The sequence below is a fragment of the Acidimicrobiales bacterium genome (genome assembly GCA_035547835.1).
In the GTDB taxonomy this organism is placed as follows: domain Bacteria; phylum Actinomycetota; class Acidimicrobiia; order Acidimicrobiales; family Iamiaceae; genus DASZTW01.
In genome coordinates this window covers 316,033-341,715 of the sequence record DASZTW010000005.1, presented here as the reverse complement: position 1 = coordinate 341,715, position 25,683 = coordinate 316,033, and the positions used below count along the sequence as shown (strand labels likewise).

At 69.2% G+C, this 25,683-nt stretch carries 20 protein-coding genes; 11 read left to right on the top strand and 9 right to left on the bottom strand.

Annotated features, from left to right (window positions below; genetic code table 11):
• Positions 1–25 precede the first annotated feature (25 nt).
• The 5 genes from VHA73_04005 to VHA73_03985 all read left to right on the top strand — a co-directional run bounded on the left by VHA73_04005 (position 26) and on the right by VHA73_03985 (position 6,731).
• Positions 26–1,441 carry an ABC transporter substrate-binding protein gene (locus tag VHA73_04005; GenBank protein HVX17175.1) on the top strand — a complete coding sequence of 472 codons (1,416 nt, stop codon included), beginning with the start codon at positions 26–28 and terminating at the stop codon, positions 1,439–1,441.
• Between the two features lie 304 nt (positions 1,442–1,745).
• A complete protein-coding gene (locus VHA73_04000; GenBank protein ID HVX17174.1) occupies positions 1,746–3,155 on the top strand; it encodes an ABC transporter substrate-binding protein in 1,410 nt (469 codons plus the stop codon).
• A 44-nt stretch (positions 3,156–3,199) separates the two neighbouring features.
• Positions 3,200–5,233, top strand: a complete 2,034-nt coding sequence (locus tag VHA73_03995) for an ABC transporter permease (protein HVX17173.1) — start codon at positions 3,200–3,202, stop codon at positions 5,231–5,233.
• Positions 5,230–6,009 carry an ABC transporter ATP-binding protein gene (locus VHA73_03990; GenBank protein ID HVX17172.1) on the top strand — a complete coding sequence of 260 codons (780 nt, stop codon included), beginning with the start codon at positions 5,230–5,232 and terminating at the stop codon, positions 6,007–6,009. The genes VHA73_03995 and VHA73_03990 overlap by 4 nt, the downstream gene beginning before the upstream one ends.
• The gene (locus VHA73_03985; protein ID HVX17171.1) at positions 6,006–6,731 is read left to right on the top strand and encodes an ABC transporter ATP-binding protein; all 726 of its coding nucleotides are present in this window, start codon (positions 6,006–6,008) and stop codon (positions 6,729–6,731) included. The genes VHA73_03990 and VHA73_03985 overlap by 4 nt, the downstream gene beginning before the upstream one ends.
• Positions 6,732–6,736: 5 nt before the next feature.
• Here VHA73_03985 and VHA73_03980 read toward each other — a convergent pair whose 3' ends face one another.
• Genes VHA73_03980 through VHA73_03965 form a run of 4 tightly spaced genes read right to left on the bottom strand, consistent with a single transcriptional unit; the run spans position 6,737 to position 11,988 of the window.
• Positions 6,737–8,194, bottom strand: a complete 1,458-nt coding sequence (locus VHA73_03980; GenBank protein HVX17170.1) for an AMP-binding protein — start codon at positions 8,192–8,194, stop codon at positions 6,737–6,739.
• Positions 8,191–9,402 (bottom strand): cytochrome P450, encoded by a 1,212-nt coding sequence (locus VHA73_03975; GenBank protein ID HVX17169.1) that lies wholly within the window; start codon positions 9,400–9,402, stop codon positions 8,191–8,193. Before VHA73_03975 ends, VHA73_03980 begins: the two co-directional genes overlap by 4 nt.
• Positions 9,403–9,442: 40 nt before the next feature.
• Positions 9,443–10,774 carry a TetR/AcrR family transcriptional regulator gene (locus VHA73_03970; GenBank protein HVX17168.1) on the bottom strand — a complete coding sequence of 444 codons (1,332 nt, stop codon included), beginning with the start codon at positions 10,772–10,774 and terminating at the stop codon, positions 9,443–9,445.
• Positions 10,771–11,988: a CoA transferase gene (locus VHA73_03965; GenBank protein HVX17167.1), complete on the bottom strand. Its 1,218-nt coding sequence runs from the start codon at positions 11,986–11,988 to the stop codon at positions 10,771–10,773. Before VHA73_03965 ends, VHA73_03970 begins: the two co-directional genes overlap by 4 nt.
• A gap of 153 nt (positions 11,989–12,141) precedes the next feature.
• Here VHA73_03965 and VHA73_03960 point away from each other — a divergent pair, with 153 nt between their 5' ends.
• From VHA73_03960 to VHA73_03950, 3 genes are all read left to right on the top strand, one after another.
• Positions 12,142–13,284: an acyl-CoA dehydrogenase family protein gene (locus VHA73_03960; protein HVX17166.1), complete on the top strand. Its 1,143-nt coding sequence runs from the start codon at positions 12,142–12,144 to the stop codon at positions 13,282–13,284.
• Positions 13,281–14,564 (top strand): acyl-CoA dehydrogenase family protein, encoded by a 1,284-nt coding sequence (locus VHA73_03955; GenBank protein ID HVX17165.1) that lies wholly within the window; start codon positions 13,281–13,283, stop codon positions 14,562–14,564. Before VHA73_03960 ends, VHA73_03955 begins: the two co-directional genes overlap by 4 nt.
• Before the next feature lie 119 nt (positions 14,565–14,683).
• Complete coding sequence (locus tag VHA73_03950; GenBank protein ID HVX17164.1) at positions 14,684–15,985, top strand: acyl-CoA dehydrogenase family protein; 1,302 nt, start codon at positions 14,684–14,686, stop codon at positions 15,983–15,985.
• Between the two features lie 142 nt (positions 15,986–16,127).
• Here VHA73_03950 and VHA73_03945 read toward each other — a convergent pair whose 3' ends face one another.
• Entirely contained in the window at positions 16,128–17,399 is a 1,272-nt protein-coding gene (locus tag VHA73_03945; protein ID HVX17163.1) for an amidohydrolase family protein, read from the bottom strand.
• Between the two features lie 122 nt (positions 17,400–17,521).
• On the opposite strand from VHA73_03945, the gene VHA73_03940 reads away from it, so the two are divergent.
• Positions 17,522–18,712 carry an amidohydrolase family protein gene (locus VHA73_03940; protein ID HVX17162.1) on the top strand — a complete coding sequence of 397 codons (1,191 nt, stop codon included), beginning with the start codon at positions 17,522–17,524 and terminating at the stop codon, positions 18,710–18,712.
• 22 nt (positions 18,713–18,734) lie between these two features.
• Here VHA73_03940 and VHA73_03935 read toward each other — a convergent pair whose 3' ends face one another.
• On the bottom strand, positions 18,735–19,490 hold the full coding sequence (locus VHA73_03935; GenBank protein HVX17161.1) for a hypothetical protein: 756 nt from the start codon (positions 19,488–19,490) through the stop codon (positions 18,735–18,737).
• On the opposite strand from VHA73_03935, the gene VHA73_03930 reads away from it, so the two are divergent.
• Positions 19,379–20,854, top strand: coding sequence for a DUF427 domain-containing protein (locus tag VHA73_03930; protein HVX17160.1), 1,476 nt, complete (start codon positions 19,379–19,381; stop codon positions 20,852–20,854). The two genes, VHA73_03935 and VHA73_03930, sit on opposite strands and share 112 nt — an antisense overlap.
• Before the next feature lie 162 nt (positions 20,855–21,016).
• Here VHA73_03930 and VHA73_03925 read toward each other — a convergent pair whose 3' ends face one another.
• The 3 genes from VHA73_03925 to VHA73_03915 form a co-directional block, all read right to left on the bottom strand.
• The gene (locus tag VHA73_03925) at positions 21,017–21,763 is read right to left on the bottom strand and encodes an SDR family oxidoreductase (protein ID HVX17159.1); all 747 of its coding nucleotides are present in this window, start codon (positions 21,761–21,763) and stop codon (positions 21,017–21,019) included.
• 146 nt (positions 21,764–21,909) lie between these two features.
• Complete coding sequence (locus VHA73_03920) at positions 21,910–23,433, bottom strand: alpha/beta hydrolase domain-containing protein (protein HVX17158.1); 1,524 nt, start codon at positions 23,431–23,433, stop codon at positions 21,910–21,912.
• 342 nt (positions 23,434–23,775) lie between these two features.
• Complete coding sequence (locus VHA73_03915) at positions 23,776–24,558, bottom strand: HemK/PrmC family methyltransferase (GenBank protein ID HVX17157.1); 783 nt, start codon at positions 24,556–24,558, stop codon at positions 23,776–23,778.
• A 73-nt stretch (positions 24,559–24,631) separates the two neighbouring features.
• On the opposite strand from VHA73_03915, the gene VHA73_03910 reads away from it, so the two are divergent.
• A complete protein-coding gene (locus VHA73_03910; GenBank protein ID HVX17156.1) occupies positions 24,632–25,672 on the top strand; it encodes an alcohol dehydrogenase catalytic domain-containing protein in 1,041 nt (346 codons plus the stop codon).
• Positions 25,673–25,683 lie beyond the last annotated feature (11 nt).

Genomic DNA, 25,683 nt, shown 5'->3' with positions numbered 1-25,683 from the left:
CCATCGGATCAACGGGGGAGGCTCGATGAGCCGGTCGATGTCCATGCGAGGCCGCGCTGTGTCGGCCCTGGTCGTGCTGCTCGTCGTTGCCGCGGCATGCAGCAACGCGAAGAAAGGTGGCGGCGCGATCGACACCGGAGGCGGCGGGGCGGTCACCACGTACGCGGGGTCCGACTTCTCCACGCACCAGACCGTGAGCGCACCAGGCGTGACCGACACGGAGATCCGCGTGGGGTCGATTGTGTCGAAAACGAACCCCCTCGGGACCGACATGAACGAGTTCAACAAGGGCCTGCAGGCCTACCTCGACTACGTCGACGCGAAAGGCGGCGTGTGGGGTCGCAAGATCAAGCTGGTGTCCCAGCGGGACGACCAGACGGCCAACAACGCCACCGAAGCCGATGCCCTGTTGAGCCAAGACAACGTGTACGCCGCGTTCGTCGCGGTCGAGCTGTTCACCGGCGCGCCGAAGCTCGCGGCGGCCGGGATCCCCACCTTCGGGTGGAACATCAACGCCGAGTGGCAAGGGCCCGAGAACTTCTTCCCCAACGTGGCGCCGATCTGCTTCAACCAGTGCTCGCCCTTCCAGCACGTCGCGCCGTGGATGGCTCAAAAGGTGCACGCAGCGAAAGTCGGCGTGTTGGCGTACGCCGTTCCACAGTCGGCCAGTTGCGGCAAGGGCATCTCGAGCGCGTTCAAGGAGTTCGGCAACGACGTCGGCGCGCACGTGGCGTTCGCCGACACGTCGTTGCAGTTCGGCCAGACCGACTACTCGGCCCAAGTGTCGAAGATGAAGGCCGCCGGCGTCGACTTCCTCGTGAGCTGCATGGACTACAACGGCGACTTCGCGGTGGCCAAGGAGATGGTCAAGCAGGGCATCCGCGACAAGGTCACGTTCATGCACCCGAACATGTACGACCAGGACTTCGTGAAGGCGAACGCCCGGTACTTCAGCGGTGACCTGGTCGTGACGTCGGGGGTGGTTGCGTTCGAGCACCAGCCCCAGCCGGCCTCGGTCAAGCAGTTCATCTCCTACGCCAAGGCGCACGACGTCAAGATCCTCGAGCTGTCCGCGCAGGGCTGGGTGGCCGGGATGCAGTTCGTGAGCGCGTTGAAGGCGGCCGGACCGAACTTCACCTGGAAGAACCTGGTCCAGGCGTGGAACACCACCACGTGGTACACGGCCGACGGATGGGTGCCTCCGACCGATTGGAGTCGCCAACACGGCAACCCGGGCGACCCTGCGCACGCGCCGAGGTTCGAGTGCACGAACGTGGTCCGCGTCCAGCCCAACGGCGACTTCAAAGGGGTGTGGGACGACCACGGCAAGCCGTGGGTGTGTTGGGACGGGGCCAACCGGGACCAGTGGTATCAGCCGGTCAACGTCCGCTTCGACACCGACAAACCCTTCACGTTCAAGGACGCCCAGCGCCAAGGCTGAGCGCCCGCGACATGACGTTGGTGTTAGACATTTCGGACCGCTTGGTCCGCTTGCTCACTCGCGCGGCGGCGCGGGGTCGACCTGCGCCAGTCGCTGCGCCGGCCAGGCGGAGGCCAGCCTCACCACGGCCCACAAGAACACTGGGGTCATGCGTGTCGGCCGGCCGATGCCAATTTTCGACGCCGTGTCGAAAATGGGCCTGGTCGGGGGGTGACACCGCTGTTAGACTGCGCACCCTGAAGCTGTTCGATGCATCGGGCCGTTGGCTGGCCAGCCAGACGACGAAGATCGGGGGATCCCACTGATGAACCGCTTGATGTCCGGCCGCGGTCGCACCGTTGCGGCCGTGCTGTTGCTGCTCCTCGTGGCTGCCGCGTGCAGCAACGCCTCGAAGGGGTCCTCGACCACCGACACCGGCTCGGGGTCGAACGGGCCGGTCACCACGTACTCCGGCTCGGACTACTCCAAGCACCAGGCGGTGACCGCGCCGGGCGTGAGCGACACGGAGATCCGCGTGGGGTCGATCGTGTCGAAGACGAACCCGCTCGGGACCGACCTCAGCCAGTACAACAAGGGGCTGCAGGGCTACTTCGACATGATCAACGCCAAGGGCGGCGTCTGGGGCCGCAAGATCAAGCTGGCGTCCGAGCGTGATGACCAGACCGCCAACAACGCCACCGAGACCGACGCGATGTTGAGCCAGGACAACGTGTACGCGGTCTTCGAGGCGGTCGAGCTGTTCACTGGTGCGCCGAAGCTGGCAGCCGCCGGCATCCCGACCTTCGGCTGGAACATCAACCCCGAGTGGGCCGGGCCCAAGAACTTCTTCCCGAACATCGGCCCGGTGTGCTTCAGCGACTGCGCGCCGCAGCCACACATGGCGCCGTGGGTGGCCAAGCAGGTCAAGGCCACGAAGGTTGGCGTGCTCGCGTATGGCGTGCCCCAGGCAGCCGGGTGCGCGAAGGGCACGCAGGACTCGTTCACCAAGTTCGGCAACGACGTCGGGGCACACGTCGTGTTCGCAGACTCGTCGTTGCAGTTCGGCCAGACCGACTACTCGGCACAGGTCTCGCAGATGAAGTCGAAGGGCGTCGACTTCCTCGTCACCTGCATGGACTACAACGGCGACTTCGCAGTGGCCAAGGAGATGGTCAAGCAGGGGATCCGCGACAAGGTCACCTTCATGCACGCCAACATGTACGACCAGACGTTCGTCTCGAAGAACGCCAAGTACCTCGAAGGCGACATCATGTTGGCGAACATCACCGCGTTCGAGCACCAGCCGCAGGCTGCCGCGGTCAAGGAGTACGTCGCGTACGCCAAGGCTCACCACATCCAGGTCGCCGAGCTCACCGCCCAGGGCTGGATCTCGGGTCTGCAGTTCGTGAACGCGCTCAAGGCCGCCGGCCCGGACTTCACCTGGGCCAACTTGATCAACGCCTGGAACACGCAGAGCTGGTACGTCGGCGACGGCTGGAACCCGCCGATCGACTGGACGCGCCAGCACGGCGACCCGAAGGTCGCCACGAACCGGGGGCCGTTCGAGTGCGCCAACTTCGTCAAGGTCGGGCCGAACGGGAAGTTCGTGGGCGTGTGGGACGACAACGGCAAGCCCTGGGTGTGCTTCGACGGCCAGAAGCCCGACGTGTGGCAGACCCCCGTGCACGTCACCTTCGCCACCAACAAGCCCTTCACGTTCAAGGAAGCCCACTAGCGGTCCGGCGCGCGGCGCCGTGACGGCTCGGGGAGAACTTCGCAGTGCACGACATCGTCAGTTCGTTCATCCAGGGCTTCCCGGTGGGTTGCGTCTTCGCGCTCATCGCGATGGGGTTCGTCCTCACCTACAAGGTGTCGGGCGTCTTCAACCTGGCGTTCGGTGCGCAGGCGTACGCCTCGGCGGCGCTGTACTACGAGCTTCGTGTGAAGCACGGGTGGCCGATCCCACCGGCCGTGCTCGTCGCGGTCGTGCTGTTCGCGCCGCTGCTCGGGGTGTTGTTGTACTGGGCGGTGTTCCGCCATCTGCGCACGGCGCCACATGTGGCGCGCCTGGCGGTGTCCATCGGTCTGTTGCTCGCCCTGCCCGAGATCGTGAAGCTGGCGCTGGACTTCGGCTCCGCGCCGCTGTACGGGGTCGAGGGCATCGTCGGGTCCGGCGACACCACGTACCACCTCGGTAGCTACGGCTTCTTCCGGGACGACATCGCCACGATCGTGGCCACCCTCGGCGCGCTGGTGGTGCTGACGGCGCTGTTTCGCTACACGGCCATCGGGCTCCGAATGCGCGCGGTCGTCGAGAGCCCCCGCATGACCGAGCTCGCAGGGATCAGCTCCGATCGGGTGTCGTCGGCAGGGTGGATGCTGTCGAGCTTGTTTGCCGGGCTCGCCGGTGCGCTGCTCGGCCCGCTGTATCCGCAGCTGTCGTCGCAGAACTTCTTCTTGTTGATCGTGGTGGCGATCGCTGCTGCCGTGTTCGCCGGCCTGTCGAGCCTGCCTCTGGCAGTGGTCGGTGGGCTCGGCCTCGGCATCGGTGCGCAGCTGCTGGCTCGTTGGTTGCCGGCGAACAGCATCGTCTCGCAGGGCCTGCGTCCGTCGTTGCCATTCGTGTTGCTGTTCGTGGTCTTGATCTTCAAGCCGTCGTTGCAGCGCGACACCGGCCACGCGGATCCCCTTGCCGGTGTCGACCCGCCGTCTGCCGGCGACGTGACCGACGAACGCAGCCCGGCCCTCACCCTTGCCACCCGGATCATGGGCGTGGCGGTGGTCGCCGGCGCGCTGCTGTACTTCGGTTTCGCCGCCGACAACTACTGGGTCGGCCTCGGCACCAAGGCTGCCGCGCTGGCCGTCATCTTCTTGTCGTTCACGGTGTTCACCGGGATGGCGGGCCAGATCTCGCTGGCGCAGGGCTCGTTCGCGGCCATCGGCGGGTTCACCGCCGGCCAGCTCGCCACGAAACAGGGCATGGGCGTGTTGCCGGCGATGGTCATCGGCGTGGTGCTCGCCGCGCTCGTGGGCGCGATCTTGGCCATCCCGGCGCTCCGGCTCGGCGGCATCTATCTGGCGCTCGCGACGTTGGCGTTCGCGATGTTCTTCGAAAGCGTGATTCGCAAGTTCGACTGGGCCAGCGGCGGGCAGTTGCCGATTGCCGTGCCGCGCCCGCAGCTCGGCCCGATCAACTTCACCGACGATCGCAGCTACATGCTGCTGTGCTTCGTGATCTTGGCGCTGGCGTCGTTCGTCGTCGCGCGCATCCGCCGCGGTCTGGTCGGTCGGAGCTTGCGGGCGCTCGACACGTCCGAAGTCGCCGCCGCGTCGATGGGCGTCAGCCCGACGCGACTGCGGATCCTCGCGTTCGCCGTGTCGGCCGCGCTGGCGGGCTTGGGCGGGGCGCTGTTGAGCATGCGGGAAGGTGCGGCCAACTACGACGCGAACTTCACCGTCGTCGGCGCGCTGCTGTGGTTGGTGCTCGTGGTCATCATGGGCACGCGCACCGTGCTGGGCGCGATCGCCGCGGCGTGCGCGTTCACGTTCTCCCCCGAGATCCTCCAAGCGCTGCACATCTCCCAGCAGTGGCAGATCGTGCTGTTCGGCCTCGGCGCCATCGGTTTCGCGCAACACCCCGAAGGCGTGCTGCAGTACTACAACGGGCTCACGATGAACCGCCTCCAGCGACTGCTCGACCGGGGTTCCCCGTCGCCGGTCGCCACGCCCCCCGAGCCGGTCGCCGTGGCCGACGGTGCGCCGGATCCGCAGCCCACAGCTGCTGGCATCGGCGAGGGGAGTGAAGCCCGATGAGCGCGCTCTTGCACGCGTCGAACATCTCGTTGAGCTTCTCGGGCATCAAGGCGCTCAACGACGTGAGCCTTCGCATCGACGATGGCGAGCTCGTCGGTCTGATCGGACCCAACGGCGCCGGCAAGACCACCCTGTTCAACTGCATGTTCGGCGTGTTGCGCCCCGACCAGGGCTCGGTCCACCTCGGCGGGCAGACCCTTGGTCGCATGCCCACCTTCAAGCGGGCCCGCCTCGGGTTCGGGCGCACCTTCCAACGCATCGAGCTGTTCACTGGCATGACGCCCCGCGAGCACCTGTTGCTCGCCGACCAGATGCGCGACGGGAAGTGCGCGGTGTGGCGCGACGTGGTCGGGCTGAGCCGTCCCAAGCCCGACGCGAGGAAACGGGTCGACGCCACCTTGGCGCTGCTCGGTCTGGATGACTGCGCCGATCGGCCGATCGAGTCGCTCAGCCTTGGTCGCGGCCGACTCGTCGAGGTCGGCCGAGCCTTGATGACCGAGCCGCGCCTGCTACTGCTCGACGAGCCGTCCTCGGGGCTCGACCGCAGCGAGACCGCGGCGCTCACCGAGACGCTGCGCAACGTGCATCGTGAACGCGGCGCGGCGGTCCTGCTGGTCGAACACGACGTCGAGATGGTGCGCCAGTTCGTCGAGCGGATCTATGTGCTCGATTTCGGAACCGTCATCGCCGAAGGCCCGACCGCAGAGGTGCTGAACGACCGGCGGGTGCGTGAGGCCTACTTGGGCGAGCTGGCCACATCCGGGAGCGAGTCGTGACCGCGCCGGGTGCGCCGCTGCTGGAGCTCGATTCGGTCAACGCGGGCTACGGGCCGTTCCGCGCCGTGTTCGACGTGTCGTTCTCGATCGGCGAGGGCGAAGTCGTCGCGCTGCTCGGTGCCAACGGTGCCGGCAAGACCACGCTCGCCCGGGTCGTCACCGGCTTGGTACCGGTCACGTCCGGCGCCGTGCGCTTCGATGGTCACGACATCACGAATCTCAAAGCGTGGCGGATCGCGCCGCTCGGCATCGTCCACGCGCCGGAAGGCCGGTCGGTGTTCGCGTCGCTGTCGGTCGAGGAGAACCTCACCCTCGACTTCCAACGCAGCTTGGGGCGACGGGGTGTGGCCGCCGGTCTCGAGCGGGCGTTCGAGCTCTTCCCCCGCCTTGGCGACCGCCGCAAGCAGCGTGCCGGCACGCTCTCGGGCGGCGAGCAGCGCATGTTGTCGCTGGCCCGGGTGCTGGTGCGGCCGCCGCGGTTGCTGGTGGTCGACGAGCTCTCGCTCGGGTTGGCCCCGATCATCGTCGACGAGGTGTACGGCTTGCTGGACCAGGTCCGCAGCGCGGGCACCGCGTTGCTGATCATCGAGCAGTACGTCGGCCACGCCATGCAGATCGCCGACTCCGTCGTGTTGTTGCAGCACGGTGAAGTGGTCTACGACGGCTCGCCTGCTGCGCTCGGCGACATCTCCGAACGACTGCTCGCCGCCGGATCCCACTGACCGCGTCAGCCGCCGCGGGCCTCGACCAGCCGCTGCCGGTTCACTTTGGTTGCTTCGCTGCGCGGCACCCGCTCGACGAACTCGATCGTCTTGGGAACCTTGTAGGCAGCGAGGCGGCCTTTGGCATATGCGATCAGCTCGCCTGCCGTCGGCGGCGTGCCGGGATCGGCAGGCTCGACGATCGCGTGCACCCGCCGACCCCACTCGGGGTCGCGCAACCCGACCACCACGACGTCGGCCACCGCTGGGTGGTCGATCAGCGCAGTCTCCACCTCTGCGGGGAAGACGTTGGCGCCGCCACTGATGATCAAGTCGACGCGGCGGTCGACCAGGTACAGGTAACCGTCGTCGTCGACGTAGCCGACGTCGCCCACCGTGCGGAACCCGTCGCGCTCGTCGAGTTGCGGTGCCTGACCCAGATACGTGGAGCCGCCATACGTCGGCGACTGCAGGTAGATCGACCCGACCGAACCGGTGGGCACTTGCTTGCCGTCTTCGTCGAGGATGCGGATCTCGGTACCGCGGAACCCTTTGCCCACGCTGCCCTCGTGGGTCATCCACTCGTCGCCGCGCAGCGCGGTGATGCCGATGGATTCGGTCATGCCGTAGGCCATCACGATGCGCTCGGCGCCGATGAGCGACGCCCATCTGTGCACGAGCGACGGCGGCATCGGGGCCGCGCCCTGGAGGATCCACACCAAGCTCGACAAGTCGCGCTCGTCGACACCAGGGAGATCGGCGATCCGCTGGAGCATCGTGGGTGTGGCCGTGAACGTGGTGATCCGGTGCCGTTCGATCACGTCTACGACGCGTGCTGCCTCGAACTTCTCGAGGACCACGAGGCGGTCGCCGGCGAGCAGGTACTGCAAGGTCACGAAGGCGTTGACGTGGTACATCGGCGCCAGCACGGCGATGGTCTGCGGCCGTGGTGCCGGTTCCCACGTGTCGACGATCGAGCCTGCGTACATGTCGTTGAACTCACCAGGAGCGGCGACGACGATCACTTTGGGCGTGCCCGTCGAGCCGCTGCTGCAGATGCCGTACGCACGTGGCGATGTGACGTCGGGCAGGTCGGCTGGCGGAAGGTCGGTCGTGGACTCGATCCACTCGAGGTCGTCTGCGCCGACGAACACCCGCGGGTCGACGACTTCTCGGAGGCGTTGCAGTTCCCAGTCGGGGAGGTCCCACCGGATCGGGATCGGTATGGCCCCCACCTTCCACGCCGCGAACGCGGTGTACGTGAAGGCAGGCGAGTTCCGCAGCGCGATGCCGATCCGGTCGCCCAGGCCGAGGCCCTTGTCGGCGAGCGCAGCCGCGACCTGGTTCGACCGCCGGTGCAAGGTCTCCCAGGTGAGCGTCTGCTCCGTGCCGTCGAGCGCGACGTGGACGTAGACCTCGTCGTGTGGGCGCACGGCCGCCTGCTCGGCGATCTTGCGGCCGAGGCTCGGCGCCTGTTGCGTCACGAGATCCCCGTCACCGGGACGTTCGAGTAGCCCGCCACATTCGACATCTGTACTCGCCGAAGCCCTGCTTCGTCGACCTCGAGGCGTCGCCAGCGGCGGGCAAGCTCCTCGATGGCTAAGCGGCTCTCGGCTCTCGCGAGGGCGGCGCCGAGGCAGCTGTGGATGCCGTGGCCGAAGCCGATCGCGACATTGGGCTCGCGCTCCACGTCGAACTCGTCGGCGCGGTCGAACGCGCGCGGGTCGCGAGTGGCCGCGCCGGTGATCAACAGCACGGGGTGGCCGGCCTCGATGGTGCCGCTCTCGAGCTCCACGTCGGCGATCGAGAAGCGACCTTGGTATTGCGAGGGAGGCAGGTAGCGAAGGATCTCCTCGACCGCCCGCGGGATCTTGTCGGGGTCGTCGACCACCTTTTGCCATTGCTCGGGATGGCGTGCGAACAACACCACGGCGTTGCCGACGAGCTTGGTGACCGTCTCGGCGCCTGCCCCGCCCAACAAGGTGGCGAAACCAGCGATCTCGCTGTCGTCGAGGCCCGTCTCGACGCCGTCGCCGCGGTCGACGGTGACTTGTGTGAGGCGCGACAGCATGTCGTCGCCGGGGTTGCGGCGCTTGCTCGCGGCGAGCTCGTAGAAGTAGGCGCCGGTCTCCAGCATTGCCTGCCGGCCTTCTTCGGTGGGTTCCATGTCGCCCGGGTCGCGATGCAAGCTCACGTCGATCCAATGGCGGATCTGCTGCCGCTCACCCTCGGGCACGCCGAGCATGCGGGAGATGATCTCGACCGGAAACCAGGCGGAGAAGTCGGCAACTGCATCGAAGTGGTTGGCATCGCCGAGCTGGTCGAGCTGGGCGGCGACCACTTCGCGGACCATGGGTGTCAGGCCGGTCACGGCCTTCGGGGTGAACACCCGGCTGACCAGCGCACGCAGCAGATCGTGCTCGGGTGGGTCCATCATGATGATGCTGCGGAAGCTCTTGATGAGCGCCGGGTCCTTGGTCAACGTCGACAGGTCGACGCCATGCGCGCTCGACAGCTGCTTCCAGTTGCGGTGCGCAGTCACGACGTCCGCGAAGCGCGACACCGCGTAGAAGTCGTACCGCTCGGAGTAGTAGACGGGCGCCTCGTCGCGGAGTCGGCGGTAGACCTCGCTCGGGTCGTTGAAGTAGTCGTCGGAGAACGGGTCGAACTCGACGGCGGCAGTGGTGGTCATGGCAGTCTCCCGATCGGTCGGGTGGACGGGCATTGTGCGGTCATCGCCCGAGGAGCCCACGCTCGATGATGTGTGCGGCGGCGTCGACGGTGGCCGCGGGGCGGCTCTCGGCGCCGAACGCACTGAGCAGCGACACCATCAGCAGCGCTTCGGTGTCGACGTCGCCGAAGTTGCGGGGTGCGAGGAAGCGGGCGACGCGCCGGCGGCCCCAGTCGAACAACGCGGCCCGCTCGGCTGTCAGCGTGGCGTCGCGGAGCGACCCCTCGACCCACACGCGGATCATGCCGGTTTCCTCCGACTGGCTGGCGTTGTAGCGGCGCAGCCAGCGCCGCAGCGCGGCCCGGTCGCCGGAGTGGTCGGGCCCCTCGAGCTGCGGGAGCTCGAGGAAGGTGCGGGACACGCTCTGGATCGCCGTGGCGGTGAGCGCGCGGACCAACGCCTCCTTGTTGGGGAAGTAGCGGTAGAACGCGCCGTGCGACACGCCTGCGGCCTCGACGAGGTCGTCGACCCGGGTGCCGTGGTAGCCGCGGTTGATGAAGACGTCGCGGCTCGACGCCAGCAGCGCGGCCAGGGCGCGCCGCCCGTTCGAGGGCTCGGTGGGTTGCGTCCGGGCGTCCGCGAAGAGCTCGCGCAAGGCCGGACCGAAGTCGAGCCGCGGGGGAGGCGTGGCCGCCGGAGCGTGCATGTTGACGCTCGCGGCGAGGCCGAACAGCGAGCGGTGGATGACATCGGTGAGCGCCACCTCGAGCCGATCCTTCGGGTACGCCTCGGGGGCGGCCACGCGCAGGATCGTGCTGAGGTCGAGCGTGTGGGTCATCCACGAGCTCAACAGGAGGATCAGGGGGTCGAGCTGCCGCGGCGGCAGGGTCATGGTGGTCAACCGCGAGCGGATGGTCGCGACGTTGCGCTCGCCCCAGCGCGCCGCCCCGGACGCGACCTCTTCGTCGGTCTCGGCTGCAGCGCCGAACGCGTTGTACACCGGCTGGTGCCGTTCGTAGATCTCGCCGTGGCGCGCCACCCAACTGCGCAAGCTCTGCCAGCCGGCCTCGTCGGGGCCGATGGGATCGAGCGCTTCGGTCGAAGCCCGGAGTTGGCGGGCGACTTGTCCGGACAAGTGGCGGAACACGTCCTCCTTGCTGGAGAAGTACTGGTAGAAGGCCACCCGCGAGCAGCCGGCCCGTGTCGTGATCCGGTCGACGCTGCACTGGTGGTAGCCCTCCTCGGCGAACACCCGCAGGGCCGCGTCGAGGATGCGCTGCTGGGTCTGCTGGCCGCGGGCGCCAACGGTGGGGTTCTCCGAGAACGGGGCGCGCCGCACGATCACGCCGTCGCGGGCGCGCGCGCTGTTCGACTGGCTGGGACGGGTGGTCACGCCACGATGCCCCGGACCTTGAGATCGACCACCGTGTCCCAGTCGAGGCCGAGCTCAGCGAGGATCTCGTCGCCGTGCTCGTTGAGCTCGGGCGCGCGCCCCGCCGGCGACGGCTCACCGCCGAACTGCACCGGGGCGGCCGCCAGCTTGAACGGGATGCCCTTGGCCGTCACACAGTCCTGGATGTAGCCGTTCGCTCCGGACTGCGGGTCGTTGGCGGCTTCGAGCGAGTGCTGGACCACGGTCCACTGCCCGGCGAAGCCCGCCAGCGCATCCCGCCACTCTTCGAGCGTGCGAGCGCCGAACGCCTCGCGCAGGATCGCCTTCACCTCGCGGTGGTTGTCCATCAACAGGTCATGGCTGTTGAACCGTGGATCGTCGGCGAGCTCGGGTCGTCCGATCGCGTCGCACAGCCCACTCCAGTACTGGCCGGCCTGGAGGCAGCAGAGCGCCAGCCAGCGACCGTCTTTGGTGAGGTAGTTGGCGACGAGTGGGTTGGCGCGCGGTGCGTCGTCGGACGGCGAAGGCAGCGGTTGGTCGAGCACGAGCGACAGCGCGACGGATTGGCCCATGGCCCACAAGCCGGTGCCGAACAGCGAGACGTCGACGGTGGTGGCCTCGCCGGTACGCTCGCGGTGGAACAGCGCGCCCATGATGCCGCCGGCGATGGTCATCGCCCCGATGGAGTCGCCATAGCCCGGCCCGGGTGGCGACGGCACGTTGGTGTGCTCGGGTCGTTGCACGCCGTAGGCCGCGCCGGCGCGCGCCCAGAACGCGAGTGCGTCGTAGGAGCCCTTGTCGGCGTCGGGCCCCCGCTCGCCTTGGCCGGTGCCGCACACGTAGATGATGTTCGGGTTGTGCGCGCGAATGTCGTCGTCGCGGATGCGCAGTCGCTCGCGCACGCCGGGCAACTTGTTGGTGAGGAAGACGTCGGCGGTCGCGGCGAGTTGATAGAGGATCGCTCGTCCCTCGTCGGTCGACAGGTCGAGCCCGAGGCTGCGCTTGCCGCGGTTGGAGTGCTCGAGCAGCACGTGCACGTCGGTGGGGATCAGCGCCACGCCGGTCGAGGCGAGCCCCCGCATCGCGTCGCCTCGCACGGCGTGCTCGATCTTGATCACGTCGGCGCCCCAGTCCGACAGCAGGGCCGACGCGGCGGGCACGAACGTCTGTTCCGCCACTTCGAGGATGCGAACGCCTTGCATCACGGCAGTCATGGAGGCCTCCGATGGGGTGCCGGGTGGACGGCGTGGGCTGCGAAGGAAGTAATCTAACAGTTGCGTCACCAAACGAGTTGGGAAACGAGGGATTCGTGCCCGTCGAGCATCCGAACCGACACCACCTCCGCGCGGCGAGCGGCAGGTAGCCCGGTGCTGATCCAGCCGAACGGCGACCAGGCGTTTCTCCGCGAGACGACCGATCGTTTCCTCACCGATCGGGCAGGCGTCGCCGACCTCCGGGCGTTGCGCCACGACCCTGCAGGGTTCACCCCCGACTACTGGCGCCAAGGGGCCGAGCTCGGCTGGACGTCGCTGCTCGTCGACGAGGCACACGGTGGCGGCGCGGTCAGCGACCACGGGCTGGTCGACCTCACGTTGATCGCCTACGAGTTCGGCCGTCACGCCGCGCCCGGACCGCTGATCGGCGCCAACCTGGCGGCCTGCGCGCTGAGCTCGTCGACCGACGCGGGTCATCTGGCAGCGCTGCACGATCAGCTGTCGGGTGCGGCGCTCGTCTCGTGGTTCGCGGCCTCGGGTGCAGAGAGACGAGGTGGCGACACGGCCTCGGTCACGATCACGCCCGCGGGCGACGACCTCGTGCTCACGGGCATCGCGCGGCCGGTCGAAGCCGGTGGCCGAGCCACGCACGTCGTGGTCGCGGGCCGCACCGGCGACGGTCTCACGCAGCTCCTGGTGCCCGCCGACGCGGAGGGCCTCACCGTCGAGCCGCTCCAGTCGGTCGACCTCACCCGGCGTTTCGCGCGGTTGCGCTTCGACGAGGTGCGGATGCCGGCCACGGCGCTCATCGGCGCGGTTGGCGAGGCCGGTGAACAGGTCGGCCGGCAGCTGCAGATGGCTGGCGTCCTGCTGGCCGCGGAGTCCGTCGGCGCCATGCAGCGAGCGTTCGACATGACCGTCGAGTGGGCGTTCGACCGCTACTCGTTCGGGCGTCCGCTGGCGTCCTACCAAGCCCTCAAGCACCGCTTCGCCGACATGTTGATGTGGCTCGAAGGAAGCCACGCCATCGCCGACGAAGCGGCCGCCGCGGTCGCGCGGGGACAGGCCGACGCGGTCGAGCTGGTCAGCGCCGCGCAGGCATACATCGGCACGTACGGAACGGAGCTGTTGCAGGAGTGCGTGCAGCTCCACGGCGGCATCGGGATCACGTTCGACCACGACTTGCACCTCTACTTGCGGCGCGTCACGGTCAACGCGGCGGTCTGCGGCACAGCTGCCGAGCATCGCCAGCGGCTGGCGGACATCGCCGAACAGAACGAGGGGAGCGCAGCGTGAGCAACGCGCCCACGGACCACGGGTCCGGCGAGAGCCTCGACGCCTTCCGCCGGCGCGCACGGGCGTGGATCGAGGACAACCTCGAACGCTCCACTGCCAACGTGATGACGTTGCGCAACGATCGCAACGAGGAAGAGGAGCTCGCCGCAGTCGACTACGACCGCCAGCTCCAGCGCCGCCTGTTCGACGCGGGGCTCGCCGGAATCTGCTTCCCGCGCGAGTACGGCGGCCAGGGGCTCAGCCCCGCGCACCAAGCCGCGCTGAACGAGGAACTGTCGGGTTTCGAGACCCCCTCGCGCCTCCAAGCGCCCACGCACTCGCCGTGCGCGGCGGTGATCCTCGACTTCGGTTCCGAGGAGCAAAAGCGCCGTCACCTGCCGGCCATCTTGCGAGGCGAGGAGATCTGGATGCAGCTGCTGTCGGAGCCGAGCGGGGGCTCCGACGTGGCGGGGGCGCTGACCAGCGCCACCCGCGACGGCGACGAGTGGGTCCTCAACGGTTCGAAGATCTGGACCACCGGTGCGTGGTGGGCCGACTGGGGACTGTGCCTTGCGCGCACGAACTGGGACGTGCCGAAGCACCGAGGCCTGACCGTCTTCATGTTGCCGCTACGCCAGCCCGGCATCGAGGTGCACCGCATCGAGATGCTCAACGGCAACAAGGAGTTCTGCCAGGAGTTCATGACCGACGTGCGGGTGCCCGACGCCGACCGCGTCGGCGAGGTCGACGATGGCTGGACGGTCGGCACGCGGTGGATGTTCCACGAGCGGATGCTCCACAACTCGCCGTACGTCACCTTCCCATCCGACCTGGTGCACGGCGGGTTGGGCGCCGCGACGTTCGTCGCCTTGGCCCGCGACGTGGGTCGGCTCGACGATCCCGGCGTGCGTGACCTGATCGGCGAGGCGCGGATGTTCGACCTGGTGCGGGATGCCGCCCACCGCCGGTTGCGCGACGGGATCGCGACGGGCGCGATGTCCGACCAGGCGGCGGCCGTGAGCCGGCTGTTCACGGCCGAGGCGACGGCGCGCAAGACGTCGATCGCGTTCGAGATCGCCGGCGGCGCAGGGGCGGCGTGGTCCGACGACGACGGGTCGGCCGCCGGTGTCGGGATCGACTACCTGATGCGCCAGGTCACCGCCATCGGCGGTGGCACCACGGAGATGGCTCGCAACGTGATCAGCGAGCGGGTGCTCGGCATGCCCCGGGAGCGCTCGCTCGACCGCGACGTGCCGTTTCGCGACGTGCCACGTGGCCCGTCGTCGGGCTCGCCGGGCTGACCCGCCGGACCTGGGCTCTCGGTTCGTCAGCGGGCGCGAGGGCCGACGCCGTCCACGACCCGGAACTGGACTCTCTGTCACCAGAATCATATTCTGGCAGGGACAGGGAGGAGCGGCCCATGGCGTGGGACTTCGAGACTGATCCCGACTACCAGGCACGACTCGACTGGGTCGAGGAGTTCGTGCGGGAGGAAGTCGAGCCGCTCGACCACGCGTTCCCGCACCTGCAGTTCGTCCCGCTCGACGAGACCCGCCGCAAGATCATCGACCCGCTCAAAGAGGAAGTCCGCCGGCAAGGTCTGTGGGCCACCCATCTCGGGCCCGAGCTCGGCGGGCAGGGCTACGGCCAGCTCAAGTTGGCGCTGCTCAACGAGATCCTCGGCCGCTCGCAGTGGGCCCCGATCGTGTTCGGTTGCCAGGCACCCGACACCGGCAACGCCGAGATCATCGCCCACTACGGCACCCCCGAGCAGAAGGAGCGCTACCTCCAGCCGCTGCTCGACGGCGAGATCTTCTCGAGCTACTCGATGACCGAGCCGCACGCCGGGGCCGACCCCACCCAGTTCACGACCCAGGCTGTGCAAGACGGCGACGAGTGGGTCATCAACGGCTGGAAGTACTTCTCCTCGAACGCCAAGACGGCCGCGTTCCTCATCGTGATGGCCGTCTCGAACCCCGACGTGAGCCCGTACAAGGGCATGTCGATGTTCCTGGTCCCGACCGACACCCCTGGCGTGCGCATCGAGCGCAACGTCGGCCTGTACGGCGAGCCGATGAACGAGGGTTCGCACGCGTTGATCCACTACGACAACGTGCGGGTGCCGGCCGCGTCGCTGCTCGGCGGCGAAGGACAGGCGTTCGTGATCGCCCAGACCCGCCTCGGCGGTGGCCGGATCCACCACGCCATGCGCACGATCGGCATGTCGCAACGGGCGATCGACATGATGTGCGAGCGGGCGCTCAGCCGCGAGACCCAAGGCAGCCTGCTCGCCGACAAGCAGTTCGTGCAGGGCTACATCGCGGAGTCGTACGCGCAGCTCGCCCAGTTCCGCCTGTTCGTCCTCAACACCGCGTGGAAGATCGACAAGTACAACGACTACCAGCGCGTGCGGAAGGACATCGCCACCGCCAAGGTCGTCATGCCGACCGTGCTGCACGACATCGCGTGGCGTGCCATGCAGGTGCACGGCGCGCTGGGGACCACGAACGAGATGCCGTTCTTCGGGATGATTCACGGCGCGGGGGTCATGGGGCTCGCGGACGGGCCCACTGAAGTGCACAAGGTGACGGTGGCGCGCCAAGTGCTGCGTGACTACGAAGGCACCGAGGGCATGTGGCCCACCGAATGGATCCCCGGAAAGGTCGAGGCCGCGCGCGCCAAGTACGCCGCGTACCTCGAGCACGAGGTCGGCAACCTCTAGCGGCCCTGCGGGGCCCGAGTTCGCCGGCCCCGCACCCCGGGGGGACGGGGCACGGGGCCGGGAAGCAGGCCGCCCGGTCGAGGCGGCAGCGTGGTAGGTGGGTCGGCCGTCGGCTGGCGGGCCCGGACCCGAAACGGCGGGGTCAGAAGACGCCGATGCCGGCGGCCTCGTTGCGTTCCCTCCACTCGGCGCGCGAGCGGCGGGTCGTGTCGACGTCGGCCGAGCGAGCCCGCAGCGCGCCGACTGTGGCTTGGTCCTTCGGGGTGTGCGCGAACGGGTCCCAACCGAAGAACCGGGTGCTGTTCTCCCAGGTGATCTTGTGGATGTCGGCGTCGGAGCAGCCGGCGTCCTGGAACTCTCTCCAGGCGAACTCGGGCGACTCGGGCCACGTCGTGTCGGTGTGCGGGTAGTCGCACTCCCAGGCGATGATGTCGACGCCGATGCGGTCTCGCAGCAACAAGCCGGACGGGTCGGTGATGTAGCAGGCAAGGATGTGGTCGCGGAAGACCTCCGACGGCAGCTTGCCACCGAAGTCGTCGCCGCCGTGCAGCCATGCCTGGTTCTGGAAGTGTCGATCGATGCGGTCGAAGTAGAACGGGATCCAGCCGATGCCGCCTTCGGACAGCGCCACTTTGAGATCGGGGAACTGGCGCAGCGTGGGGCCGAACAGCAGGTCCTGCGCCGTGATGGCACTGATCTGGCAGGCCAGGACCATGAGGTGGTCGACGGGTGCTTCGGGCGGTCGCTTGATGACGTCGAAGCCGGCGCCGATGTGGAGCGACAGCACGACGTCATGGTCCGACATCATCTTCATCATCGGGTCCCAGTAGCCCGACAAGAAGCTGGGGAAGCCCTGCACGTGGGGCGTCTCGAGGAAGCTGATCGAGCGGCAGCCCTTCTTGGCCACCCGCTCGACTTCCTTGGCCGCCAGCTCGACGTCCCACATCGGAACGATGCACAGCGGGATGAACCGGCCCGGGTACGCGGCGCACCACTCATCGAGCACCCAGTCGTTGTACGCCTGGAGCATGATCTGGGCGATCTCCTTGTCGCCCGACTCGGTGAAGGTGCGGGCGTTCCATCCCGCCATGGTCGGGAAGCACATCGAGGCGAGCACGCCGTTGGCATCCATGTCGCGGACGCGCTGGTGCACGTCGAAGCAGCCGGGCCGCAGCTCCGTGTACGAGCCAGGGTTGAACCCCCACTCCTCTCGCGGCCAGCCGACCGTGGCGGCCATGCCGAACGAAGTGGAGGTGCGCTGGCCCTGGAAGACCCACTCGTCGTTGCCCTGGTCGTTGCGCTCGACGCGCGGAGCCTTGTCGAGCCACTTGGCCGGCACGTGGTTCTGGTACATGTCCGGTGGCTCGACCATGTGGTCGTCGATGCTGACCAGGATCATGTCGTCCATCTGCATGGCGGGCTCCCTCGTGCCGCTCGTCGTTGCGCTCGTCCCCCGGCGGTGGTCGTCGCATCGAACTAACAGTCGTGTCAAAGAAAACTAACACCTGCGTCATACGTGACGCTACAATGCGCGACATGGCACGTACGCTCGACTTCCCGATCTTCGACGCCGACAACCACCTCTACGAGACGAAGGACGCCTTCACCCGGCATCTGCCCAAGCAGTACCGAGAAGCGATCCGCTACGTCGAGGTCGAGGGCCGCACGAAGATCGTCGTGCGCGGCACGATCAGCGACTACATCCCGAATCCCACCTTCGAGGTCGTCGCACGTCCCGGAGCGCAGGAGGAGTACTTCCGCATCGGCAACCCCGAGGGGAAGTCGTTCCGTGAGGTGATCGGCGAGCCGATGCGTGCACCCGCCGCCTTTCGCGAGCCGGCCCCACGCCTCGAGCTGATGGACGAGCTCGGCGTCGACCGCACTTTGATGTTCCCGACCTTGGCGAGCCTGCTCGAGGAGCGGCTGCGCGACGACCCGGTGACCACGCACGTGGTGATCCACGCCCTCAACGAGTGGCTGTACGAGACGTGGCAGTTCAACTACGAGGACCGCATCTTCACGACCCCCGTGATCACGTTGCCGATCGTCGAGAAGGCGATCGAGGAGCTCGAGTGGGCCGTGGAGCGCGGTGCCAAGACGGTGTTGATCCGGCCTGCTCCGGTGCCCGGCTTCGGCGGCTCCCGCTCGTTCGCGTACCCCGAGTTCGACCCGTTCTGGCAGGCCGTGGTCGACCACGACATCCTCGTGTCGATGCACGCGTCGGACAGCGGTTACGCCCGCTACCAGGCTGACTGGACCGGCCCGCAGGAGATGTTGCCGTTCCGCCTCGACAGCTTCCGGATGCTCACGATGGGCAAGCGAGCGGCGGAGGACACGGCGGCGGCCATGACCTGCCACGGGCTGCTCACCCGGTTCCCCGACCTGCGGATCGCGTTCATCGAAAACGGCGCCGACTGGGTGATCCCCTTCCTCGAGCACCTCGCCGACGTGCACCGCAAGGTGCCGCAGATGTTCGAGGAGGACCCGGTGGAGGCGTTCAAGCGCAACGTCTACATCAGCCCGTTCCACGAGGATCACCTCGACAAGATCATCGAGACGCTCGGCATCGACCACGTGTTGTTCGGGTCCGATTACCCCCATCCCGAGGGCCTCGCCGAGCCGTGCTCGTACGCCGACCACCTGCCGGCCGACATGCCCCACGACGACATCGCCAAGATCATGGGCGGCAACCTCGCCAACATCATGCGCGTCCCTGTCACCGTCTGACCCCAAACCCGATCTGCAAGGGTCAGGGGAGGTGGCGGTCCCACTCGTAGGGGACGGGGGTCAGGAACGGGGCCGCGAGCAGGGGAGCGCGGCTTCCGCCTCGGCGGCGTGCGGCGAGCCAGGGGTGGAGACGATCAGCCACGGCCACCGGGTCGTCGTCGAGGAAGCAACAGGTGAGTTGCGCCGCGGGCGTGGGGCCGGCGGCCGGTCGGCGGAACCACCACACGCCGGCGACGCCCGGCACCTCGCACACGCTCGCCGGCGACGCCTTGCCTCGCTCGATCAGCAGGTAGGCACCGGTGGATGGTCGCCAGGGCACGACGTCCGCGCCGACGAGGACGGAGCGCGACGCGGCCATCCCGGCCCGGTCGTAGACCTCCAGTGCGACGCTCGGCAGCCGCAGCGGCATGCGTCCCGCGCCGCCGAGCGCTTTGCCGAGCGACTGGAACGGTTCGAGCGCCGACCGATCGGCGAACAAGTAGGCCATCACGTGGTCGACTTCGTCGTACGGTGGTTGGGCCGCGGCCCGGGCTGCTCGGCAGGCGGGGGTGGACACCAGCCGGAAGCTGTGGCGCAGCCCGCGGAGGCGGTGCTGCTCAGGTCGGTGGTCGAGGGCGTGCCACGCCAGGTACTGGGCGTCGCGGCCGCCGGGATCGCGTGTCGAGAATGACACGAACACGGTGGTGGCGTCGGTGGTGCCGATCGACAGGATCTCGCCGACCTCGCCGGACGGATGGCCGCCCGGTGCCCGGCCGTCAAGGTCGTCGCTGTTCGACACGGGTGTTAGTTTCGCGCGCCGTGCAGCCGATGACGCAGGTGGCACCCGGTGCCCAGCCCATCGCAGCGACGCGTCCCTTCCCGTACCGGGTGCGCGCATGGTGGGGAGACCGACCGGTGGCCGACAGCACGGCCGCGCTGCGCCTGGAAGTCGCTGGCGACGCGCCCATCCTCTGCTTCCCTGCGGACGACGTCGAGCTCTCCGTGTTCCGTCACGACACGGCATCGGTGACATGTCCGGTCAAGGGCGTGGTCGAGCAATGGAGCACCGACCGGCTCGATCCCGGAGCGGGCGCGGCCAGTACCGGGACCGGCGCGTCATGGGGTGAGTCGCCGGTGGCGGATGCGACGGACGGCAGCGGTGTGCTGTGGGCGTTCACCGACCCTCCGGAGCCCCTCGCCGCGCTGGCCGGCCGGGTGGCGTTCGACCACGACCGGGTGCGCGTCGAAGTGGTCGACGCGGTGGCGGGCACCCCCGAGCGTGACGTCACCACCAAGTGGTTCCCCACGTGGGGGGACGCCGCGGATCTGCTCGAGGTCATGGATGTCCGCCCCATCGGCGAGCACCGTTACGTGACCGTGATCCGCGACGACCACCGCCGTCCGGTGGTCGAGGCAAGCCAGATGCTCGGCCAGGCGATCGTGGCTGCGGGCCGCTGTGCGCCAGGCCGCCGGGTCGTGTCGTCGCACCTGGTGGCGCTGCGGGCCGCCGACGCCCGCGCGCCGCTCGAGCTGCAGTTGCACCCGGCGGGCGAGGGGCGCACGTTCACGACGTTCACCGTCGACGTGACCCAAGGCGACCGGCGCTGCGCGGTCGGCATGCTGTTGCTCGATGTCACTGCGGGCGACGTCATCGCCCACGCGGCTGCCCCGCCCGAGGTCGCGGGCCCGTATGACAGCGTCCCTCACGACATGGGGGTCACGGGACGTGACCTTCGGGTGGTCGACGCGGCCTACACCGACGACCCCGACGCTCCGGTCGGGCCGCCGGTCCTCGACGCCTGGGTCCGGTTCCGCGAGCTGCCCGACGATCCGCCGTTGCACGCCGGATTGCTGGCGCAGTTCACCGGACACATGTCGATCGCGGCTGCGCTGCGCCCGCACGCCGGCATCGGCCAACGTGATGCCCACCGCACCTTCTCCACGGCCGTCAACGCGATCTCGCTGTCGCTGCACGCCGACATCCGCGCCGACCGCTGGCTGCTGTATCACCACCTGTCGACGTTCGCCGGCGACGGCATGACCCACTCGGAGTGCCGGGTGCACGACGAAGCGGGCCGCCTGCTGGCTTCGTTCTCGGTCGACGGGATGGTTCGCCCGTTTGCCCGGGTCGACGCGGCGCGCGACGACCGCACGGCGCTGTGAGGAGGCGAGCCAATAGGCGAGCCGACCCATCAAGACGGCGCCCGTTCGCCAGGCGCAGCCTGGCGAATCGAACGGTGACCCGCGTCTCGGGCGACCCGTCCGCGCAGGTGCTACGCGCCCGCCTCCCGTCGCCTCCCTCGTCGGCCGCCGCCGGGCGCGGACTCAGCTCTGGGGGCGTGGCTGCACGATCACCGACGGGATCGCCACGCTCGCACCGGCCGACAGCACGTGGTGCACGGTGGTCACGAGGTCGTCGATGTCGATGAAGCAACCCGCCAGCAGCGACCGCTCCTGCCAGATCGGGTGCAGCTCCATCATCAGGTCCATGTCCCACCCGGAGGCGAACTCGGTCATCCCCGGCCCTTCGCCACCGATGCAGTCGCCCACGGTGATGCGCGAGAAGCCAACGGTCGGGTGCTCGGCGCGCCAGGCATCGATCAGCTTGTTCAACGCGGCTTTGGTGACCGTGTACGACGCGAGGCCGGGCCAGGGGTCGGTGGTCGACGCGCTCACCGACGAGAGGTAGGCCGCCACGCCGTGCGACTCCTGCAGGTGGGGGAGCGCTGCGGCGGTGATCGACGCGGCGCCCACGACGTTGGTGTCGAACACCCGGTGCCACGTCTCGGGATCGACGTCGGTGATGCGGGCGAGCGGACCGATCGCCGGCGTGTAGACGACGGCGTCGATGCCGCCGAGGCCTGCGGCCGCTTCGTCGACGGCGGCGCGGCACGAATCGGGGTCGGTGACGTCACAGGCGATGGCCAGGCTGCCCGGCCCGGCGTCCTTGGCTGCGTCGACCAACCGATCGTGGCGCCGTGCCAGCAGTGCGACCTGCGCCCCGCGGGCGGCGAGCCCCGTCCCGATGCAGCGGCCCAACCCACTCGATGCGCCCACCACGACCGTCTTCATGCTCTGGTCACCTCGTCCGTTGTGCAGAGGTCCTCAGCCTCGCCGATCGTGGCGCGTTCGGCCAGTCGAAAGTGACACGACTGTCCGATGGCGCCACAGCCGGCAGCGGATCGAGCGCGTGACGGACAGCGCGCAGGCGGCGATCGTCAGCCTTGGACCAGCGAGGGGTCGGCGTAAGCCAGGAGCGCGCTGCGGTCTTGGGGCAGCACGTAGCCGGCAGCGATGACCTTGTCGGCATCGGTCCGGTAGTCCTGCAAGTACGCGTCGCGGCTCGGGTACCGCTTGGCGAGCTCGGCGGCGGGGATCGGGTTGGTCGAGCCGAGCAGCAGGCAGATGGTGGACGGGTTCGGCCCCGGTTGGCCCGAAAGCGCGGCCACCGGCACGTCGACGGGCGGGGTGCGGATACCGCCAAGGGCGATGCCGAGCGAGTCGCGTTGCACGGCGGGCGGGTTACCGGCCACTTCGAGGCGACGGGCGGTGTCGGGTGGCGTCTTGCCGTCGGTGATCCACGTGGTGAGCGCGCGCAAGGCCGCCTTCGCCACAAGGTGGAACGGGCCGTTGTTGATGGGGACCCCGCACTTCACGTACGACGCAGTGGCCCCGAGGAGGTGCTGGTCGGCGTGGGCGGTGCCGGCCACTTCCCACAGCCGGAACTTGGCACTGTCGGGCTGGCGGGCTGCGTACGAGTTCAAGATCCCCGTGATGTCGGACTCCGATTGGAGGTCGAGCACCGGCGCGTCGAGGTCGTCGCGAAAGCGCGCGGGCTTGCGGCCGATGGCGCTGGCGATGTCCGCAGCCTGGTCGGCGCCGACGATCGGCAGGTAGCCAGCGCCGCGGCTGTGCACGAAGAACCCGTCGAACGCGCGCGTGAGCGGTTGCACGCCGTCGTAGTACGTGACCATGGCGTAGGCCGACTGTGACTCACCTGCCGCGATGAGGTGCTCGGGCTCGGCGCCGTCGAGCCCGGACCCGGCGCGCAGGGCCCTCGCCACTTGCGTGAAGATGTCGAACGCGAAGCCGTCGCCGGGGTGCGACAGCGTGCCGTAGCGCGCCGGGTCGATCTTGACCAGGCCCTTGCCGGCGGCTTCCGCGCCGGGCACGTTGACCCCCACGAGCACGGGCCCGCCCATCACCCCGATCCGCTGCGCGGACACGCCGACCCAGATGTCGCCGTTGCGCATGATCTCTTCGTGGAGGCTCGACCACTCGGGATCGGCGTCGACGCCGCCGCTGACGTTCAGCCACTCGACGACGACGTTGCCGCTGAACCGCTTGGCGTCCTTGGGTGCCCGCACCAGCACGCGGGTGCGGTAAGGGGCCGACGCATCGGGCTGGAAGGTCCACTCGCCGTCCTCGGCGAGCTCGCCTGCCGCTTTGTACGACGCGGCCGTGCCTGCCGCGGCGTACTCCCGTTGCACGTAGCCGTGGCCGGCCAGGTCGTATGTCAGCGCAGACCCGATGAACACCCCCTTGCCGCCGGTCAGCGGGGACAGGTCCGCGGCCGGGCCGGCGGGTCGAGGTGTGGTGGTCGACGACATCGGAGTGGGGCGCTCTGCTCTGCGGCCGTTGCTCCCGCTGCTGGAGCAGGCTGCGGCGAGCAGCAGCGTGGCGAACAACCCGATGGTCGCTGTCTGGCCCCGGCGATGCACGACACGACGCAACACGATCATGCGAGACCCCCCGATCCCTTCGTTGCCGCTCGGGTCGGCGACCCGCCGATGCTAGTGGTGCGTCTGGCAGATGGCGGGGCGGTCCTGGCGGCCCTCGGCACCGCTGGGCGGCGTCCTCCTCCTCACCGCAGCCACGGCTGCGCCTTCGTCGTGCGTCCTTGCCAGCGGCACCGAATGACTCGCCATGACCACCTCCTCACCCACCAGACACACCACAAGTGGTGCGTCTGGCAAGTGGCGGGGCGGTCCTGGCGGCCCTCGGCACCGCTGGGCGGCGTCCTCGGGCTCACCGCAGCCACGGCTGCGCGTCGCACCGGGACGCCCAGCGGTGGCGCAGCCTTGTCACTGGCCGGTGCTGGACGTGGCTCCTCGCGTGCTGACGAGGCCGCGCACGTCGCCGTCGCCGTCGGTCCACGTCTCGGTCGCCGTGAAGCCGAGACGCGCGAGGTCGGGCCCGAGCGCGTCGACCTGCTCGCCGCCGAGCTCCACCAGGAGCTGGCCGCCGGGGCGGAGGAGCTGGCCGGCCGCGGCCACGACGCGGCGGACGACGGCGAGGCCGTCGGGGCCGCCGTCGAGCGCGAGGCGCGGCTCGAAGTCCTGCACGTCACGCGGCAAGAAGCGGATCGCGTCGGTGGGCACGTACGGCGCCACGCTCACCACGATGTCGAACGACCCTGACCGGAGACCGTCGGCCAGGTCGGTGCGCACGGCCACGACGCCGTTGCGGCGCGCGCACGCCACCGCACCCGGGTCGAGGTCCGTGCCGATCACGACCGCGCTGGGCACCGCCGCCGAGATGGTGGCGGCAAGTGCCCCGCTCCCCGTACCGATGTCGACCACCCGACCACCCGTTCGCCCCGACCGCGCGCCGATGGCTCGCCGTGCCAACTCCTCCGACTGCGGTCGCGGCACGTACACCCCGGGATCGAGCGCGAAGCGGCGACCCGCGAAGCTGGCCCAGCCGACGACCCACTCGAGAGGCTCGCCACGCAGCCGGCGGGCCACGAGATCCTCGAGTGCCGCTCCGTCCCCAGACGCCGCCAGCAGCGCGCCGGCTTCCTCGTCGGCCCGCACCGAGCCGGCACGCGCGAGGCGTTCCGCGACGCCGTGGCGGTCGAAGTTCATCGACGGGCAGCGTACGAGCGCCGGCGCCGGCCGGCATGGGTCGCCCCGCGACAGCGGCGATAGCGTCCCGACCGTGCAGGCCTACCGCGTGATCGAGTGGGAGCGACCCGCGGAGCTGGTCGACATCCCGGTCCCGTCACCCGGACCCGGCCAAGTGCTGGTGAAAGTTGCGGGCAACGGGCTGTGCCACTCGGATCTGGCCATGCAGCAGGTACCCGAGAGCATCGGGGACGCCCTTGGCTGGCATGTCCCGTTCACCCTCGGCCACGAGATCGCCGGGCAGGTCGCGGCGGTCGGCGATGGCGTCCGGGCCGTCGGGGAAGGCGACCCGGTCGCGCTGCTCTCACCGGCGTCGTGCGGGACTTGCCGGGCATGTCGGCGCGGGCACGAGAGCGCGTGCCCGCACGGCGCCGTCGGTCGCGGCTATGGCCGCGACGGCGGGCTCGCCGGGTACGTGCTCGTGGAGCGCGAGCGGGACTGCCTGGCGTTGGGGACGCTCGACCCCGCCGAGGCAGGACCCCTCACCGACGCTGGCGCGACCTCCCATCACGCCGTCGCCCGTGTGGCGCCGCACCTGGCCGAGGACGCCTCCGCGGTGGTGATCGGTGCGGGCGGGCTCGGTGCCTTCGCCGTCCAGATCTTGCGGGCGCTCACGCCGGCGCGGGTGGTGGCGATCGACGTCAACGCAGGTCGTCGTGAGCTGGCCGCGGAGCTGGGCGCACACGACGTGCTCGCCGGCGTCGACGACGACACTGCATCACATGTCCGTGCGCTGCTCGAAGGCGTCGGCGCCGACGCGGTCCTCGACTTCGTGGGAACCGACGCGACGATTCGCGCCGGTTTGGCATGCGTCGAGCCCGGCGGCGCGTTCGGTCTGGTCGGCGCGGGTGGTGGGACGTTCCGCGGACCCTGGTTCGGCGGGTTGCCCCAGGATGTGGAGGTCTTCACGTTCGAGCGGTCCGATGTCGCCGACGCCCGCGCAGTGATCGAGCTCGTGGCGGACGGCCGGGTGCGCAATGTCGTTGATCGGTTCCAGCTCAGTCGAGTCGCCGACGCGTACGCGGCCCTGGAGGCCGGTGCCTTGCGTGGCCGCGCGGTGGTCGCGCCCGACTGATGATCTTGCCG

Excerpts from the sequence above, each read along its gene's own strand:
- VHA73_03950 (HVX17164.1), top strand. The coding sequence starts at position 14,684 with ATGGCGTGGGACTTCGAGACTGATCCCGACTACCAGGCACGACTCGAC.
- VHA73_03915 (HVX17157.1), bottom strand. The coding sequence starts at position 24,558 with ATGAACTTCGACCGCCACGGCGTCGCGGAACGCCTCGCGCGTGCCGGC.
- VHA73_03920 (HVX17158.1), bottom strand. The coding sequence starts at position 23,433 with ATGATCGTGTTGCGTCGTGTCGTGCATCGCCGGGGCCAGACAGCGACC.
- VHA73_03945 (HVX17163.1), bottom strand. The coding sequence starts at position 17,399 with ATGCAGATGGACGACATGATCCTGGTCAGCATCGACGACCACATGGTC.
- VHA73_03940 (HVX17162.1), top strand. The coding sequence starts at position 17,522 with ATGGCACGTACGCTCGACTTCCCGATCTTCGACGCCGACAACCACCTC.
- VHA73_03925 (HVX17159.1), bottom strand. The coding sequence starts at position 21,763 with ATGAAGACGGTCGTGGTGGGCGCATCGAGTGGGTTGGGCCGCTGCATC.
- VHA73_03965 (HVX17167.1), bottom strand. The coding sequence starts at position 11,988 with ATGACTGCCGTGATGCAAGGCGTTCGCATCCTCGAAGTGGCGGAACAG.
- VHA73_03930 (HVX17160.1), top strand. The coding sequence starts at position 19,379 with ATGACACGAACACGGTGGTGGCGTCGGTGGTGCCGATCGACAGGATCT.
- VHA73_03975 (HVX17169.1), bottom strand. The coding sequence starts at position 9,402 with ATGACCACCACTGCCGCCGTCGAGTTCGACCCGTTCTCCGACGACTAC.
- VHA73_03990 (HVX17172.1), top strand. The coding sequence starts at position 5,230 with ATGAGCGCGCTCTTGCACGCGTCGAACATCTCGTTGAGCTTCTCGGGC.
- VHA73_04005 (HVX17175.1), top strand. The coding sequence starts at position 26 with ATGAGCCGGTCGATGTCCATGCGAGGCCGCGCTGTGTCGGCCCTGGTC.
- VHA73_04000 (HVX17174.1), top strand. The coding sequence starts at position 1,746 with ATGAACCGCTTGATGTCCGGCCGCGGTCGCACCGTTGCGGCCGTGCTG.